Annotated in this window: 16 protein-coding genes and 1 pseudogene; 3 read left to right on the top strand and 14 right to left on the bottom strand. The window is 32.5% G+C overall.

Annotated features, from left to right (window positions below; translation table 11 throughout):
- The first annotated feature begins 106 nt into the window (after positions 1 to 106).
- A complete protein-coding gene (locus AC6EJA_RS08285; protein ID WP_498502182.1) occupies positions 107 to 235 on the top strand; it encodes a prepilin-type N-terminal cleavage/methylation domain-containing protein in 129 nt (42 codons plus the stop codon).
- A 78-nt stretch (positions 236 to 313) separates the two neighbouring features.
- Positions 314 to 679, top strand: a complete 366-nt coding sequence (locus tag AC6EJA_RS08280; RefSeq protein WP_498502181.1) for a hypothetical protein — start codon at positions 314 to 316, stop codon at positions 677 to 679.
- 58 nt (positions 680 to 737) lie between these two features.
- Here the strand turns inward: AC6EJA_RS08280 and AC6EJA_RS08275 are convergent, their stop codons facing one another.
- From AC6EJA_RS08275 to AC6EJA_RS08210, 14 genes and pseudogenes are all read right to left on the bottom strand, one after another.
- On the bottom strand, positions 738 to 1,670 hold the full coding sequence (locus tag AC6EJA_RS08275) for a type IV pilin protein (RefSeq protein ID WP_498502180.1): 933 nt from the start codon (positions 1,668 to 1,670) through the stop codon (positions 738 to 740).
- Positions 1,671 to 1,702: 32 nt separating this feature from the next.
- A complete protein-coding gene (locus tag AC6EJA_RS08270; RefSeq protein WP_498502179.1) occupies positions 1,703 to 2,917 on the bottom strand; it encodes a hypothetical protein in 1,215 nt (404 codons plus the stop codon).
- 2 nt (positions 2,918 to 2,919) lie between these two features.
- Positions 2,920 to 3,510 (bottom strand): type IV pilus modification PilV family protein, encoded by a 591-nt coding sequence (locus AC6EJA_RS08265; RefSeq protein ID WP_498502178.1) that lies wholly within the window; start codon positions 3,508 to 3,510, stop codon positions 2,920 to 2,922.
- An 8-nt stretch (positions 3,511 to 3,518) separates the two neighbouring features.
- Complete coding sequence (locus AC6EJA_RS08260; RefSeq protein WP_498502177.1) at positions 3,519 to 5,819, bottom strand: hypothetical protein; 2,301 nt, start codon at positions 5,817 to 5,819, stop codon at positions 3,519 to 3,521.
- Positions 5,820 to 5,864: 45 nt separating this feature from the next.
- Complete coding sequence (locus AC6EJA_RS08255; protein ID WP_498502176.1) at positions 5,865 to 6,410, bottom strand: prepilin-type N-terminal cleavage/methylation domain-containing protein; 546 nt, start codon at positions 6,408 to 6,410, stop codon at positions 5,865 to 5,867.
- 204 nt (positions 6,411 to 6,614) lie between these two features.
- A complete protein-coding gene (locus AC6EJA_RS08250; protein WP_498503606.1) occupies positions 6,615 to 7,169 on the bottom strand; it encodes a hypothetical protein in 555 nt (184 codons plus the stop codon).
- A gap of 3 nt (positions 7,170 to 7,172) precedes the next feature.
- Positions 7,173 to 7,250, bottom strand: a pseudogene (locus AC6EJA_RS08245) (hypothetical protein); the annotation flags it as partial.
- Positions 7,251 to 7,410: 160 nt separating this feature from the next.
- Positions 7,411 to 7,848 carry a hypothetical protein gene (locus AC6EJA_RS08240; protein ID WP_498502175.1) on the bottom strand — a complete coding sequence of 146 codons (438 nt, stop codon included), beginning with the start codon at positions 7,846 to 7,848 and terminating at the stop codon, positions 7,411 to 7,413.
- Positions 7,849 to 7,941: 93 nt separating this feature from the next.
- A complete protein-coding gene (locus tag AC6EJA_RS08235) occupies positions 7,942 to 8,748 on the bottom strand; it encodes a prepilin peptidase (protein ID WP_498502174.1) in 807 nt (268 codons plus the stop codon).
- A 51-nt stretch (positions 8,749 to 8,799) separates the two neighbouring features.
- Entirely contained in the window at positions 8,800 to 11,115 is a 2,316-nt protein-coding gene (locus AC6EJA_RS08230) for a type II secretion system protein GspD (RefSeq protein ID WP_498502173.1), read from the bottom strand.
- A 117-nt stretch (positions 11,116 to 11,232) separates the two neighbouring features.
- Positions 11,233 to 12,156: a hypothetical protein gene (locus AC6EJA_RS08225; protein WP_498502172.1), complete on the bottom strand. Its 924-nt coding sequence runs from the start codon at positions 12,154 to 12,156 to the stop codon at positions 11,233 to 11,235.
- The gene (locus AC6EJA_RS08220; RefSeq protein ID WP_498502171.1) at positions 12,153 to 12,698 is read right to left on the bottom strand and encodes a hypothetical protein; all 546 of its coding nucleotides are present in this window, start codon (positions 12,696 to 12,698) and stop codon (positions 12,153 to 12,155) included. Before AC6EJA_RS08220 ends, AC6EJA_RS08225 begins: the two co-directional genes overlap by 4 nt.
- Before the next feature lie 197 nt (positions 12,699 to 12,895).
- Positions 12,896 to 13,876 carry a hypothetical protein gene (locus AC6EJA_RS08215; protein WP_498502170.1) on the bottom strand — a complete coding sequence of 327 codons (981 nt, stop codon included), beginning with the start codon at positions 13,874 to 13,876 and terminating at the stop codon, positions 12,896 to 12,898.
- 242 nt (positions 13,877 to 14,118) lie between these two features.
- Entirely contained in the window at positions 14,119 to 14,673 is a 555-nt protein-coding gene (locus AC6EJA_RS08210; protein ID WP_498502169.1) for a hypothetical protein, read from the bottom strand.
- Positions 14,674 to 15,003: 330 nt separating this feature from the next.
- On the opposite strand from AC6EJA_RS08210, the gene AC6EJA_RS08205 reads away from it, so the two are divergent.
- Positions 15,004 to 16,746 (top strand): GspE/PulE family protein, encoded by a 1,743-nt coding sequence (locus tag AC6EJA_RS08205; RefSeq protein ID WP_498502168.1) that lies wholly within the window; start codon positions 15,004 to 15,006, stop codon positions 16,744 to 16,746.
- Position 16,747: the final 1 nt, after the last annotated feature.

Here is a 16,747-nt window from a genome sequence, read left to right as displayed (position 1 = left end):
TCAGCTCTTTCATGTATAAAAGATGAACTGACGAGCTTCGTGCAGCTCCTTAACACTGAGCTGACAGTTCTGAATAAATGCTCTTAGATAGGTATAGGTGATCTAGATGTTTGCAGACCTTATGAAGCCAGAAGCTCACCAACGAGTTCTTAGATATCTCTTCTCTAAAAAAGGAGAGGAAGGGTTCACGTTGGTGGAATTAATCGTTGTGATCGTAATTATTGGAATCCTTTAAGCTATTGCAATTCCAAGTTTTCAAAATGCTTCTGATAAAGCTAAGCAAAAGGAGGCTGCTACCCTCATTACTTCTTACATGAAAGGTGTTCAGGCTTATTACATGAGCTATAGCACTCCACCTATTACTGATACAGATCTATCTGAATTTGTTTCAGTGCTTGGATGCGCATCCAATGTTGCTAATGGACAAAGAAATCCCACAGCATGCAAAACAAATCCTCTTAGTGGTCCAACAAATACAAGGTTCTGGAATAGCCCAAGTGGAATTTTCAATATTGCATTGGGACAAAAAACTGGAATCACTTATATAACGGCTCTTCCTGCTGGGGACTATTCAAATGATGGATATGGTGTCACTGGTTGCTTTAATCATCAGACTGGTAATACCAGAGTAGTTTTATTAACAGATAAAGGTCGTGAAGTTCCAGAACAGGAATGCTAGTGATTAATTCTTTTTTTTAATTTAGAAGTTAATTTATATCAGTATTTTATTTTCGAATTTATCTATTAATTCTATATTTCAACTCATCAGCATATGCACCTTCATTTCCCCATGTAAGTATCTCACCACTTTTTAATTTGACAGCACCTCCTCCATAACTAAATTGAATATCCTTAATTTCAGAAGGCGGGTTTATTAAGGTATTTATTGTCTCTAAATCATCTTGAGAATTCATACCTAATACAACCATACTTCCATCTTCACGCATAGCTGCATAACTTCCATATCCTCCAGCAAATATCTGCTTAAAACCTCCTTTTTGCAATTCTTTTTCCTGTATGGAGTTTAAATTGGAATATGCCCCCTCTAGTGTTATTTCGCCTTCATCAGAAAGATTAATATTGCCACTATCCGTAGAGATAGTCCCAGAACCTATCAAAGAGTTTACATCTGTAAATTTACAATCATGAGACCATGCAGAATCAGGTCCATAGCTATACATCTTTAAGCCAATCTCCTGACCATTTATACAATCATTTTTGATAGATTTAGGTAGTGCAATTAATTTAGATGTTTTAGAATTACTTGAATTTTGATTACATTCCGGAAAAAATTTCCCTGTAAAGAGGCAATTAATCTCACCATTCAAGAAATCATAAAAGTAATTAGGAATTTCATTTTGGTTATCAGCAATTAATGCAACTTTTCCATCAGATAATTGACCTAAACAACTATTCCTATCTCTTGTCGAAATTGAATAACCTTTAATTGGTAAAAAGGTAAATATTTCTGGAGCTTCTAGATCTCTATTCATCTCACACTCACTTTTAATATTGCTTAGAGCCGTTTTGGCTGCAAAGGCTTTTGTTCTTCTGGTATAGCGATTAAACGACACTAATCCAATCTGAGACAAGATCGCCATGATGATGATCACAACGATTAATTCCACCAACGTGAATCCTTGCTCCTGTTTATAGATCAAGTTCTTCATAAGGCAAAAATAAATTTGTTGATGATTTTTACTCAGTCACACTTTAATGCAAACCTTAAATCAGAAACTTGAGGATTCCCAGGGAATACGTAGGGATCAGTACCTGAATAAATCGAATTAATATTATTTCCTCCTACACTCGTATTTGCCTGGAATTGTATATTTTCTTTGTTAATGGACTGAGAAGAATAAACTTTTACCGAAGTTTTGTCATTAGGATCCACCTCTGCAGAATAATTTCCATTAGATTGATTGATAACTAAAACCATTTTGGCTGCGAAATCCTCTAACCATCGATTTGTATTTACAGCTCCTCTCCAAATCCAAGAAGGCAGTCTATAAGTAGTTGTACTTACATCTTTAACAAGAAATGATTCATTGCCGATAAAAATAGTTACGGGTTGAATTTTGATTCGATTAATTTCTCTTCCTCCCATATAATATCCTCCACCAATTGGATAGCCGTCTTCATTTTGAGGGATTTTAATTTTTGCCTCGTTAACTCTTTTGCAATTTGAGTTTTTAGTTTGAAATGAATTATCAGCTATTCTAGTAAAACCTCCAGAGGTTCTCGTAATTGATATATACTTATTAAATGATTTTATCTTCTCAACTGAAATAGAAATCTCAGCTCCTCTTCGGAATTTGTCAGTACATATTACAATCCCTTTTATTTCTCTCCTACTCCACCCGCTTGACTCAGAACAAATTATATTTTCAGTGGGTTTTGAGCTAATATTATTAAGAATATTAGAATCAGATATCTTATCAACAAGATAATAGCCTTTCCTATCAATTTGCGGACCTTTCCTTATTAGACTATAAGAAATTCTTCCTTCTTTCTGTTTTGAATATATTTTAATAGAATATGTAATTGGACACTCTATTTCTTTCCAGGAATTACTATCATTTAGTTGATAGAGATAAGATTCTTCGTTTATAGATTGTAAAGGGAATGAAATACCTAAAACAAATTCGCCAGCAGGCAATACACAATGACTTGGGTATTGATCTATATTTGTGAGAACTCTTTTACCACTATTTAATTCATTAACAAAAAAGTCAAGTGCATTATCAATCTTATCACTTAAAGCTAAATTAGTCTCATCAGATTTATTACCTCCCAAAATATTATTTACTAAAGAAAATCCAGCTATTAATACTGTGACTGAAATAACACTTGCCGTTATCAATTCGGCAAGTGTAAAACCTTTATTTCGCTTTAAATTCGAAAAATTAATTTTCATTATTATATATTTGGCTCACACCAGCCATGTTCTTCACTCGAAAGATTAATAGAAGTCCATATTTGATCATCATCATTTCTTCTAACAGTATAAACAATAGTTGCAACGCTTTTGTCAATTGATATTCCCCTAGCACTGGATCTATGATTAATTAAAGGGATATCTGTTCTAAGGCTTCTAATTATTGTTATGGGACTTCCTTTGAAAATTTTATTTCGTACCTGGCCCTTTATATTTAGTTTATTTTCTCCTGGTTTCCATTGTGAAGGGAACCAACTATCTAACTGGGTAATTGTTATACCGATATCTTCACATGATTCTCTATTAGGCAAATAATAATAGCTATTTTTATCTGGCAATTCATTATAATTATAAGACCATAACTCCAATTTCAATTTCTCAATATCTCTTCTAATTTCGTCATTAATAGCCCTAGTTAGATTCGCTTTGTAAATTGTTTGATTTCGCAAGGAAATTAAATATAAAGATGACAAAACAGTTGTTGTTAGTAGTACTATGCTAACAATAGATTCTATTAGACTGAAACCATTGCTATGTATTAATCGATTAAAAATATAAGTTTTTTCTTTCATATTAGTTATCAATAATCACCCTCAAAGTCTCTTAAGCGATCCCATGTTGTGACAAATTTACCTCTATAATATGGAACACCATACATATAACTCTTATCCTCAAACCTATTAACTAAAGATTCTCCGAAATTTTTGTCAAATTCCCAATTTACATTTTTATTTTTATCGAAGCAGATATTTTTCATCCAAGCAGCTCCTTTTACATACATCGGGTTATCATTATTTGTTCTAACTAATTCAATTCCGTAATAACTAAGCCATTCTTTTCCAGAAGGGGCATTAGCAAAAGGACTTTGACCAAGATCAATATTCCATTCTCTTCCATCTATATCTTTATCAACAAACTTTGCTATATTTTGGTTGATATCTATTCCTATTAATCTATAATTTCCGAAAGGTTTATTTACTGAGGGATTCCATACTAATCCTACATTTAACATTGCATCTCTACCTGGATCAGAATAACTAGATCTTTCACCAATAGCTAATAGATAATAACCATTAACTCCATCAAATATTAATTGATTATCCTCTTCCCTACTATTACTTAAGAATGGAATAAATTTGTTGTTATAATTTCTTAAAAATCTAGGGGCTCTATCTTGGGATGATTTCCCCTCAGGATCATTAAGGTAGGCATGTAATCCTCTAGCAGTTACTAAAAGTTTTTTTCCTGCTTTTGGTTTCTGATAATAGAAAACATCGGGAGATGAACTGCTTAAAGTTGTATCTGGTGCATAAATAAATGCACTGAATAATTCACTTTTATTATTTCCAGTATTGCTCAGTAAAAATGTATTATAAGGAATATTTTGAGCTCCAAAATCTTTATTATTTGACTTTAAACGCATTCCTCCATTAGCGGAACATTCAATCTCTTGTCTACCTTTAGGAGTTCCAATTGATGAGAGAGAGTTCTGACCTGGCTGTTCAAATAAAATTGTAAGGTTCTGTGGCTTGCCAGAACCGCATTTTGCGTTTATAGATCCCTCTCTATGGCAAAACCTACCCCCATTACTAATATCAATTGAGCCTCTTACGTTCAATATAACTCTCGAATCATCAGTAGTAATAACATCAAAAGTTGCCCCCTCTCCTTTTACAATAAGGTCATCAATTGTAGCTGCTCTATCTTTTTTTTGTCTCCCGTACCATCCCTGTGTAGCGAGAAAATTACAATTTGTATCTGAATATGTTTTGATATTATTTGAATTACTTGGTGTACATGAAATTTGGCCTAACACCCAAGGCTCATGGAATGAACCGCTCCAATCTGTTGAACTTGGTTTAGGGTACACAGGCCTAAGAGGTAATAATAACGGCTGAACCCATAAACCACCTTTGTTCCTAGAATGATCTGGGAGTTGAGATAAACTTTGTAGTCCTAGTTTTGATTTGAGAGCAAAACATTCATCTGATCTATAAATATTTTTTCGCCAAACTATCGAACCTAATGGGTTAGATCCAAATACATTAAAATCACCCAAATAAAGAGAATTTTTATCAGCTTCATTTTCACCAGCACTTAAAAATGCAAATCCTGACTGAGGAACAATTTTTTCGACGTTTATACTAACTCTAAGTTTGTTTGCTGCAGTAGTAATATTTGAATTTTCTCCCTCCTTTGCATATCCCTCTATAAAAATAGAACTTTGACCACCGTGCTCATTTCCCATAAAATTAATTGACTTAATAGAATAACTCTGGAAGTTATTTTTACGTTGCTTATTGCCAGTATCACCTACAAAATCTTCTTGGCTATCAATAATGAATGATAAATTATCTCTATAATTATTCCAATCAATTTGTTGAGTAGAATAACTACACTTTGGAGCTAATTGCCTACCAAAACATTCATTCGCATTCGCTTTGGATTCAATTTCAGAACACCAAGTCACCGAATCATTTGCCCAATAGAGCTTTGATGGGTCGTCAAATAAACCATTTACACTTTCATCGCCTTTATTTATATCAGAAGAATCTCCAAAGAAATCAGGGCATTCTGTCTTATTAGAATTAACAGCGCAGGCGTTTGCTAGCCAAAAATAATAGTAAACTCTTCCCCGACTATTATTTAATAATGCTCGCAGTGTAGTTATTCCTGATTCGGCTGAATTAATAGCCTGCATTTCTAAGGTACGTATTCTAGAATTAGAAAGATTATTTAAAGCTACAGTCATTAGACTCGTAAGCCCAATAGAAATTCCAACTAAAAGTATTAGTACCTGAGGGAGAGCAAAAGCATCTTCTTTATTAAAAGAGTGTATTACCTTTTTTTGTAATTTTGACCACTTATTTTCATTCCACATAGTATTTCAAGCCATGTGATATTTAATATTTTGCGGTTTATTAATTTAGTTACAATCTGGAGCAGAAGCAGTACCTTTCGTTGTTGCTTCTACAACTCTAGTCACCCCATTTTGGCTGCTAAAGCAAGATCCAACTCCGTAACCATTAAAACCACCTGTTGGGGTTGCCGTGAACTGAACTTGATTATTACTAGTGTTCATTGTGATGCTATAAAGACCACTTGGTGAGATCCAATCTGTTCTTGTTTGGTTTTGAAGATTCTCCGGAGGAGTGTTCTTGCAGCTACTGGGATCAGCAGTAGCACAACCTGTAACGCTGATATATTGGCCCAATTCTTGAGTGTTCATGACTAGTCGACTATATTCTGTGTAGTAAGCCTGAGCAGCTTTAGAATATGAAGCTAATAATACGGACGCTTCCTTTTGCTTAGCCTTGTCACTAGCGTTATTAAAGCTTGGGACAGCAATTGCCGAGAGAATTCCAATAATTACAACTACAACAATGAGTTCAACTAGAGTGAAACCCGATTGAGATTCTTGTTGTCTTCGACGGAGATGTTCAAGCAATCTATAACTGAGTGTGTAGTTCATTTGGGGATTTACCTATACATTCTATAAATACTAGTAATTGTACTCCGTACTGTCTACAAGACGATTTTTACTTTAAGTATGATTTGTAAAGTTTTGTTGTTATGTAGCCAGGGAAATGATTTTTAGCCAATGATCATTTCTTAAAATATAAAATTACAAATTAATTAAAAATCAAAAAATAACTACGTTTAATTAGAAAAAATTTTAAAAAATACATTTTTTACCTTCTAAATCAAAATTATAACTACTTAATGCTTTATTAGGAAAATACCTATAAGTATCTTGATATATTCCATAGTTTAAATTACCAGTAGGTGAATTTATTAATATACATTTTGGCTTTTGATTGAGCTGAAGTGAATTATATCTACCTCCAACAAGAATGACTACATCAGTAACACCTTCTTTTACATTTGGGAGAGAAATCATACCTCTAGATGTAATAAAAATATCATTGTTAATTTCTTGAAAAAGAGTTTTTGATATTAAGGGACTCGATTGTATAATACTATTTTGAGAATTATTATTCATTCCACTACAGGAAACATTAAAACCCTGAACTTGATTCTCATTTTGTCTCGCTAGAGCATTAACGTCAGCAGTTATATTTAGAGAGATTGAACAGCTACTTCCCCATCTTCGAGCTTCTCGTCTAACTAAGGAAATAAAAAATCCCACCTCTCGCAAATAGGATTTTTCTCTTTCATTATAAATCCAATTTTTTGAGGAAGGAATTAGTATTGAAAGGAACACTCCCATAATAGAAAGAGTGATAATTAACTCAACTATAGTAAATCCTTCCTTTTTAAAGATGAAATTTAGGTTTTTAGGTTTTATCATTAAATTGCTGAAAGACATATCTAATAGAAATTTTAATCGGGGTTTGATAATAGTTAAATTTTGATTATTTGCATATTATATGTAATTCGGTAAAAATGATAATTAGATTCTCTTATGTTAATTAGAAAGCTTTATGTATTTAAAGCTTTCTATCAATAAGTTAATGATTTAAATAGCTTCCTCCAATGCTGCCTGTATAACCATTATTTATATCGTCTGTATAAATTGAAATGGGCAAGAATTGCTCTTCCATTAAAATATTATATGTTTTCCATAGATGGTGACCATCATAGGCTATACGTTGATCTGGATAACTTAAATTTAGTCCTTTTTTAAAAGATATTCCAAATAGGTTAAAAAATTCGTTAACAGGATTCTGACTCTCTTCATAAGTAAAACCATATTTATAGAAGCTTTTATCAAGTTCTGATGATATTTCTTTAGTTTTTTGGCAATGCAAAGGGGTCCAAGTGTCTGCCAATAAAGTTGCTTCATCAATAACTCGTCTGCATCCTCTTGTACCACTAGATGCTGGGATTACTTGCAAGAATGGATTCCAAAAGAGCGTTAGAAGGACAAAAGGAAGATATTTTTTCAAGTTCTCCATTGTGATTTCTACCAATTCTATTAAATTATAATTTCTTTTTGAGAATTTCGCAGTTTTGAATGTAAAGCCATAAGATTCATTAAATTAATTATAGAATGATATATTATATAAAAAAGAGATCCAATAATTTTTTCCAAAAAACAAAACTAAATATGCCCCCATAAACATAAAAGGAGCAAATGGTATTTTGCTCCTCATCTTTATACCACCAGAAAAATATACGAAAATAATATATAAACCGGCCAAGTAAATACTTAGGAGTAGTGATATAAGCCATCCTTTGAAACCTAACCAAAAAGCAATAACGAAGGCAAGTTTAGAGTCGCCCATACCAAAAGCAACTTTACCTCTTAATTTATAGTAAAGAATCGATACTAATTCAAGAGAAGTAAAGGCAATGGATGAGTTCAGAAATCTTGATGACAAAATTGAATAAGCTTCTATAACATTATCCTGTATAGAACTAAGATAAACTATAGCTAGAATAAAAGCAATCAGATTTAATCTATTAGGGATCTTTAAATGTTTTATATCAATTAGACTGATAGATAATAAAACCAATGAAAATATACTAATTCCAATAAAATTAATTACATAATTATTTAATGAGAAATATGGATATGAATAGAGGTTTAAAATAATTAATCCTGAAGTTAAGAGTTCTATTAGTGGATAACTTATAGAAATCTTACTTTTACAAAATCTGCATTTTGCACCTAATAGTATCCAAGAAATAATTGGTATATTGTCATACCAGAGAATAGTCCTATGACATTCTCTACAATTACTAGAAGGGTAAAGGACTGATTGATTGCGAGGTAATCTTAATCTTACAACGTTAATAAAACTACCTATCGATAAACCAAATAACAAAAGTAATATAATATTCATTTTCTATTGGTAAACGATAATCATCAAAAAGTATTATTTTGCAATATAAAATTATTGATTCTTTAAAAAATCTTCTGCTTCGTTTGATTTGGGAATATAACCTTTTCCTTCTACAAAATAACCGCTGCCGGAACCTCTCAATATTTGAGGTGTTACTAAAATTACCAACTCATTTTGCTCCTTAGTAGATGCCTTATTCCGGAAAAATTTACCAATAAGAGGAAGATCACCAAAAATAGGCCATTTTGTTGCGGTCTCCTTGTCTGTCGTGTTAATGACTCCAGTTAATATAAGTGTATGCCCATCTCTTACTCGAATTGTTCCACTGTCTAAGCGTCTAGTTGCAAGTAAATCAACCGTTCCACAATTAGTTATGTCTCGTTGTTCAGATGGGGCTGTGACAGAAGGTGAGATAGCAAAGGTTACGAATCCATTATCATCAATCCGCATAACTCTTGCTCCAAAGGTCAATCCTTTGATTCCATAAGTAAAACTAGGCACAGTCGTTTCTTCAGAGGCTGTACAATTGACAGGTACCTGTGTTCCTACTACAACAAATGCTTCGTTGCCATAAGATCTGCCAATTGTGCCTGCGGTGAGAGAGTTTGAGATACTTCCAAAATTAACTGTGTCGCCGCCAGCTTCCCCTGGATATTCATTAAGAATAAGGGTAGGGCTAGCTAAAATTTTAGTATTTTTAGAGATTATCTGAGCTTTTAAGAAATCTAAAAAAGTATTATCTACATAATCCGCCGCTGGATTTATCCTTAGACGTCTACTATAGGTAGAATCATCGGTTCCAGCAGCTGTATCAGTTGTCAATAATTTTGTGGTGTTACTGTCCCCAAAGTCCTTTGAATCATTTGGAGGTAAATATTTACCAAAAGCCGCTAGAAGTTTTCCATTGTCATTAACAATAAAATTATTATTCTGCCTAAGAGCCCAACTATTATTATATGTAGAGCCATCAGAAAGGTTAACGTCTAAGACCTTAACTGTAAGTGCAACCTGTCTTTGTCTTAAATCTAGTTGCTTTAGGTAACCTTCAGCAATCCCGACTAATTCAGGTGATCCTAGCATGGTTACTGTTTGAAGCCTATCATCTGTTGTTACTATCAACCCAAGTAATGGTCCGATGTCTGAGCCATATATTTCAACAGAAGTTGATGTCCCCTGGGAGGTTGTAGATGAAGTTGATGATCCTACGGGAGTTTGCGACTCCGAAGCACCTTGAGTGATTGCTGTTGTTATAGTTGAAGTTTTAGTTACCTTTGCGCCTAAAGTGGCTAGATATGACGCTGCTGCATTTGCTGTTGTTTGATTTAATCTATAAACCCTAGAAAGTCTACTCGAAAAAATAGTATCTCTTACAGTGGGGCCTACATAGACAATATTATTTTCTAGCCGTGCTTGTAATCGACTAGCCATTAATACGGCATTAAATGCTTTTGAGAATGGCTGATCTTGAATGGTCATTGTAATTAACCGTTGTGTATCTGCATTCTTTTCTGAAGAACCTTGAAGTGAAGGGGAATAGGGGGGGAATGAACTAGACAAAGGCTGGATCACTTGTGGATTTTCATCGTTTCTATTTAAAGAACGAGCTCTATTAAAACCTATGCCACTGTTGCCATTAGTTGGGTCAAATGAGGGGTCATCTTGAACCCAAGCAAAGCTATATTTTCCTTTAGAAAGTAGATATTCCAATACTTTCTTCGCAGGAGTCTGCTTGAAAACTAAGGACACATTAGGTCCATCAAGGTTAATAAGATTTGGATTAGGGATAATCTTCGTACCTATAGCTATATCTCCTAATGGTGGAGCTACAGCTCGGTTCAGAAGAGGTGATTGCAAATTACTTGTCAATGCTGAAGTTGAAAATAGATTCTCAGCATTAAGAAGTGTATCCTCAGTTGACTGATTAGATGGGAAACGAAGTATGAGATCGTCCTCTTCTACAAGAAACTTTGATTTTGCTAAATCAACCCCTTCTGAAGCTATAACTCTTAATTGAAAAAACTCACCACTTCCCTCAAGACTGACTACTTCTATCCCTGCTGATGGCAAAGAAATACTTTGTGACTTACTCAAGATAGAGCGAGGATTGCGAGTATAAATCTTTGAAAAAAGCGTCTGGCCCTTAAGTTGTTGTGTGAATTTAACATCAGGTCCGAATCCTTCAATGATTAGCTCAGTAACTTTTGGAAGTTTTACAATTCGCATATCAATTTTCTTACTTGCGACCTTAACTTCTGTCGGGACTTTTACATTATCAGAGGATGCTTTAAGATCCAGAGGAGAAAATATTAAAGGTTGATTTAAGAAAAGTGCAAATAATATTAAATATGGCTTAATTTTTCTTGCCATTAATATACGAATAAGTTTCTTTATATCTTTAAAATCACTTTAACAAGGGATAACTGGGATAGCCATAATTTGTGGTAGATATCAACAAAATATTATTTTCTGAATATCTTATTTTTTTTAGCGAGTGGGGACATTTATTACGAGTCTTGCATTAACCTCTCCAGAACTACTCAATTGGTCCATCATTAGTGGCGGTTGATTCTCTTCAGAAGATTTTGGACTAAAGCAAACAGGAACTAATGTAGCTTTATATTCTTGTATAACTCTGAGAAAGTCGAGTATGTTCATGTAATTTCCTGTTAACTGAAGATCAAAATAATTTGATGAGAATCTGCTATTAGTAGATTTAGGGATTGTCCTGAAGATATTAGTCATTTTTGCAATAGGCAAATTATTTAACAATGCTTTTTCTTCAAATTGATAAGTGTTATTAACTGAATTATTTGAGAGTGGAATTAGATTTTGGTTGGATCTTGATTGGTAAGAAGTTTGGTTGTTTGTTCCAATTCTTTGATTTGTACGATTATTATTATTTGATCTTCTTTGATTATCTTTTACAGTTAAGCATGATTGTATTTGATTATAACTTGCTGGCTCAAAAAGGTTTATGTTTATAGATGTTTTACTTGCCGAATCTTCTAGTAAATTTGTTAATTTAATCAAGCTAGCATAATTTAATACTAATGATCTTATCTCTGGCATTCTTTTATCAAAACCATTTTTGATAGTTATCTTTTTATTGAGGTTTTCCCTTACGGAATTTATAGAAGATTCTTCCAAGTTGTACTTTCTTGAAGTGTTAATTTTCTGTCGAAGATCCTTATAAGCTGGGATCAAGAAGAATATAGAAATTAAACCAGCAAAAGATAATCCTAAAAATGGATAGAAAAATTGAGAGTCCTTAATTTTTTTTATATCACTGAATTTAATCGATTTAATATCCTCTATATTTATACTTCTAGCCTTTTCCAGTAGAGCTAATACATCTACTTTCTTTAGTCTATTCAAAAATTCCTGGAGTGATAATGGTTGTTTGTTCATTGTTTTTCAATATCAAATAAATTGATTAGTGCCTTATAATCATCTAATTTTCTAAAATAACCATAGTTATATGAAGATTTCAGATAGGATATTCTTGATTCTAGAGATAATGGCTTGATTTTACCCGTAATTTCAAAACCAGAGGATTTTTCATTATTTATTATTGAAGATCCTGAGTTTGATCGAGTTATAATACGTTTAACTAGCAATGTTTCTGATCTAATTAATGGCGATTCAACCAACAAGGTAAGCATTTTATTGATTGATTTAATAGAAGATCCACTTGCTTTGATAAAAAAACCATCTTTATCTACTAAGTATTCGTTTAGTTCAACATCATTTGGAGTTGATTTTTGAAGAAAATAAGCGAAAAGGAAAGCCTGAGCTGATGATGCATATATAGATTCATGATCTACTAATTCATTGATATAAGAATTTAACTGTAGTTTTAATGATGATATTCTAGATATTTTCTGTACATATTCGTTATGAATTGATTCGAGCCGATTAATATTAAGTCTGAAAGGAATCGAAATACTCATTATGATAATAATAATAATAATAATTAGCGTAGATGGATAATAAAGTATTTTGTTAGACCTTAAACCTCTTATTAAAATCGTCAAATTATATAACTCTTTATTTAGTTTAAATGATTCTAATTTTTCTTTTTCTTGCGTTACTTCACTCTCATTCCATATATTAAGATCCGAGTAATTATTTATAAAATTGTAATCAATCATTCTAAAAAACCTCTACTAAAAAAGGCTAGAGTATCTAAAGCATATCTATTCTCTGACTTTATTTCCGCTACTTTATCAGATAAAAATATTTCTTTATCAAGAACATTTGATGGTATATTTTTAAAAATTGAAGGCAATTCATATTCTTCATTGATCAATATATCTAATCCTTTGCCAGCAATATAAATATTATCAGGAGTAGGATAATCATAATCATTTAGAATTTTTTCAACTGAAAAAAGCAGTCTTTCGAAAAACTGATCTGTAATAGACTTGACGTTAGACTTATAAATAGCACATCCATATGGAAGTTTTATACTGAAAAGCTGAGATGATTTCTTTTGAAGAAATACAGTTATAACTTTATCTTCAACATCACAAAAAATAACAACTTCGTCCTTAACTAAAGGATCTAATCCTCCTAATATTTGCAAGCCAGAGCTAGATAGCACAGCTATTGGATTTTCTAGCATTGTAAGACATGATAACCATGATTCAATAATTTGCTTATTCCCATAAATAACTCTATGAAAAGAACTTAATTTGTCGCCAGGTACCTGCTTGAATTGCAACGATGTGTTTAATGGCAAATAAGGACTTCTCGATAAAATTTGTGGATTATTTTCTGAGAAAGATCTTACTTGATTGCTGTCAAAACTAGATGCTGTAAAATAAGAAGATCCCAAAAGAAGAATTATTGGCGATCTTGTGAGTTTAAATACTGTTATTACATCCTCGATTATTTTCTTGACTTCTAAAGGCCTTTCCAACATTAAATCTCCTATAAGTTCAGTTGGTAATGTTATCTTTACAATATTATTGAAGTATGTTCTACCTCTAGAATAATTTATTTCTACAATAGTTAATTTATACTCTGAATAATAAATTCCTATAAATTGGGCTTTTTTTTTTGAATTAATACTATTATTTTTTCTTCTCTTAGAGATATTATCTTTTCTTTTTTTGATACTTTTCAATTTTTTAATTAAAGTATTCTTCAATCTGGAAAATTTATCCTCTGTAGACTTATTTATTTTAATGATATTATTTTTTAGATTAATTAAAGACTTTAGATTTAAAGTTAAATAATTTAATTCAATCTCTTTATTACTTATGAACTTTAATTGCTCAAAAATTTTTCTAGTATTTTTTTGCAATCTCTGTGAAATGTTTAAATATTTTTTTTTCAGATTACTCCTTAATCTTCTAAAATTATTTTTCATTTTCTTGACACCTGATCTAATTCGATTAATTTTGACCCCTTCCCATTAGAAATTTCTAGAAATGCAGGGTCACTACTTATTTTTATAATTGAAAACCCTTTGCCAATTTTCTGACCCTCCTCATAAATATCTACTCCCATTGGACCTGATATTAAAGCAGTTGTCTCTTTGCCAACTTTAATTACACCTGTAAAGCGAACACTTGAAGGCAATTTGGAGCCATTGATTGGAACTGATAAACCTTGTCCTGAGAAAGGGTTTCGTCCAAGCTTGATTGATTTTAATAATTCTTTATTTCTAAGAGATGGCAAAGGGGATAAAGATTCAAACTCTTTATTCAGAAGAAATGGTATTGGTTTATTTTTTATTTCCTCATTAGCTTGAATAAAGGTTTTCTCTTTCTCTGATGTATGTTTGTTATTTAAATCCTGAGCTTGCATGGGGTTTATTACAGTTAAGCAAAGAAATAGACATCCTGACTTAAATGAATTAAGAGAATATATTTTTCTTTTAAATATATTATTTAGTTTTTTAAATAAAATTACGTTCACTATGTTATCGAAAGACTTCATAAGAATAATGATATCTACTCATCCTAAATAGGGCAAGCAGGTGTATATATCTAAACAATCAATCTGTATAAATAGTGAACATAAGCAAATATTCATTTCTTTCTATGAGAATTGAAACTGCCTAGATATTGACTTTCGCCTAGTTTTAGTGGGGGCTTAGAGAGACTGAGCCAGATCAGAAATAACAATTCAATTGCTTTCCTTGAAGTTTTTGTGTGGTCTCCTAGAATTTAAAATATAGTACTATACAAAGTTTTTTTTCCACTATAGAAATCAAACATTTTCGGTTAATTTCTTTATTTGAGCCTCATGGATATCAAAGAAATACTTTCGGTTGAAATCTGCGAATCGGCAGGTGTCATGCCTGTTTCTATTGATCAAGAGAGAATTATTTTGGCCGCAATGAACCCAGAATATGAAGAGGTTCTGAAAATTAAAGATCGTCTAAAAGAAAGATATTCTATCGAAGTGGACATGAAACAAATAACTTCTAAAGAGTGGGAGAATTGGTTCGAAGAGGGTCATATTTATCCACAACACTCTCCTCTAAGCACAGTTGCTGAAAATAAATCTCCACAAAATGTCAATAAACAAACATCAATTGATGATCTAAAAAAATATAACCCCGAAGAGCAACCTAATTCAAGAAAAAGTTGGTTTAATCCTCTCAATATAAAAACGACATTATCTAATCAAGAAGTTCCTGTCGAAAAAAAATTTAAAGAGGTGAATTCAGCAGGCAGCCTAGGATTCCAAGAGGATGAAGGTAAATACGATTTTTTTGACTCTGATGAAGATGAGGAAGAATTAGACGCAGATATTATTTATTATGATGAAATCGATGATGCAGATGACCCTGTAATATCAGCAGTGGGATCAATATTAGGGACTTGTGCACGTTTAAAAGCGTCAGATATTCATGTAGAGCCTCTAGAGGAAAGGATGAGAATCAGATATAGAATAGACGGAGTTTTAAGTGAGATTTATTCATTACCGAAAACAAAATCCAGAGCAATTGTAAGCAGAATAAAAGTTATGAGTAAATTAGATATTGCCGAACGAAGGCTCCCACAAGATGGAAGAATTAGATGTAATATCTCAGACTCGATATTAGATTTTCGTGTTAGTACTCTTCCAGGAAAGTGGGGGGAAAAAATTGTCTTGAGATCTCTTAGTTCCGATTCTTCTATCCTGCAATTAAAAAAGCTTGTAAATTTACCCTCTGAATTATCTCTTGTAAGAGCTTTAGGGAATTCACCTTATGGGATATTTATAGTAGTTGGGCCTACTGGCAGTGGAAAATCAACTACATTATATTCAATATTAAATGAAAGAAATACCCCAGATGTAAATATAAGTACAGTAGAGGATCCAGTTGAATATACCTTAGATGGCATTCATCAAGTTCAAGTAATTCGTGAAAAAGGTCTAGATTTCGCAAGGGCATTACGCTCATTGATGAGGCAAGATCCCGATATTATTTTAGTTGGTGAGACGAGAGATAAAGAAACTGCTCAAACAGCAATGGAAGCAGCTCTTACAGGACATATGGTTTTCACAACACTACATGCAAATGACACAGCTACAGCAATAACACGTTTATCTGAGATGGGAATTCCTCCTTACTTGGTAGGGTCATCTGTTGTGGGAGTAATGGCTCAAAGGCTTGTGAGAAAAGTTTGTCCCGCATGCAGTACGAGTAGAACCGTTAATCAGCAACAAGATCAAATTGCATTTAATTATGGAATTAAGCGCCTAAAAGTAGCGAATACAGAACAAATAAAGGCAAAAATTTCAGATGACAACTTATGTCCGACATGTAATGGAACAGGTTACAAAGGAAGATTAGGATTGTATGAAGTAATGAAAGTCACTGAACCTATTAGAGAGCTAATTGTTAATTCGAGCACCTCAGAAGCGATAAGAGAGTATGCATCTCAAAACGGGGTTAAATCTCTTTTGGAATATGGACTTGAGCTTGTAAAGAAAGAACTTACTACTCTGGAGGAGGTAGAAAGAGTTTGTATTTTTGAGGATTCTAAAGATGACTGAG

It is taken from the genome of Prochlorococcus sp. MIT2309 (genome assembly GCF_059772305.1).
The sequence above is the reverse complement of the archived record's forward strand: the minus strand, read 5'-3'. Positions and strand labels throughout refer to the sequence as shown.

Excerpts from the sequence above, each read along its gene's own strand:
- AC6EJA_RS08285 (WP_498502182.1), top strand. The coding sequence starts at position 107 with ATGTTTGCAGACCTTATGAAGCCAGAAGCTCACCAACGAGTTCTTAGA.
- AC6EJA_RS08225 (WP_498502172.1), bottom strand. The coding sequence starts at position 12,156 with ATGAACAAACAACCATTATCACTCCAGGAATTTTTGAATAGACTAAAG.
- AC6EJA_RS08250 (WP_498503606.1), bottom strand. The coding sequence starts at position 7,169 with ATGGGAGTGTTCCTTTCAATACTAATTCCTTCCTCAAAAAATTGGATT.
- AC6EJA_RS08255 (WP_498502176.1), bottom strand. The coding sequence starts at position 6,410 with ATGAACTACACACTCAGTTATAGATTGCTTGAACATCTCCGTCGAAGA.
- AC6EJA_RS08220 (WP_498502171.1), bottom strand. The coding sequence starts at position 12,698 with ATGAGTATTTCGATTCCTTTCAGACTTAATATTAATCGGCTCGAATCA.
- AC6EJA_RS08275 (WP_498502180.1), bottom strand. The coding sequence starts at position 1,670 with ATGAAGAACTTGATCTATAAACAGGAGCAAGGATTCACGTTGGTGGAA.
- AC6EJA_RS08265 (WP_498502178.1), bottom strand. The coding sequence starts at position 3,510 with ATGAAAGAAAAAACTTATATTTTTAATCGATTAATACATAGCAATGGT.
- AC6EJA_RS08260 (WP_498502177.1), bottom strand. The coding sequence starts at position 5,819 with ATGTGGAATGAAAATAAGTGGTCAAAATTACAAAAAAAGGTAATACAC.
- AC6EJA_RS08280 (WP_498502181.1), top strand. The coding sequence starts at position 314 with ATGAAAGGTGTTCAGGCTTATTACATGAGCTATAGCACTCCACCTATT.
- AC6EJA_RS08270 (WP_498502179.1), bottom strand. The coding sequence starts at position 2,917 with ATGAAAATTAATTTTTCGAATTTAAAGCGAAATAAAGGTTTTACACTT.
- AC6EJA_RS08230 (WP_498502173.1), bottom strand. The coding sequence starts at position 11,115 with ATGGCAAGAAAAATTAAGCCATATTTAATATTATTTGCACTTTTCTTA.
- AC6EJA_RS08235 (WP_498502174.1), bottom strand. The coding sequence starts at position 8,748 with ATGAATATTATATTACTTTTGTTATTTGGTTTATCGATAGGTAGTTTT.
- AC6EJA_RS08205 (WP_498502168.1), top strand. The coding sequence starts at position 15,004 with ATGGATATCAAAGAAATACTTTCGGTTGAAATCTGCGAATCGGCAGGT.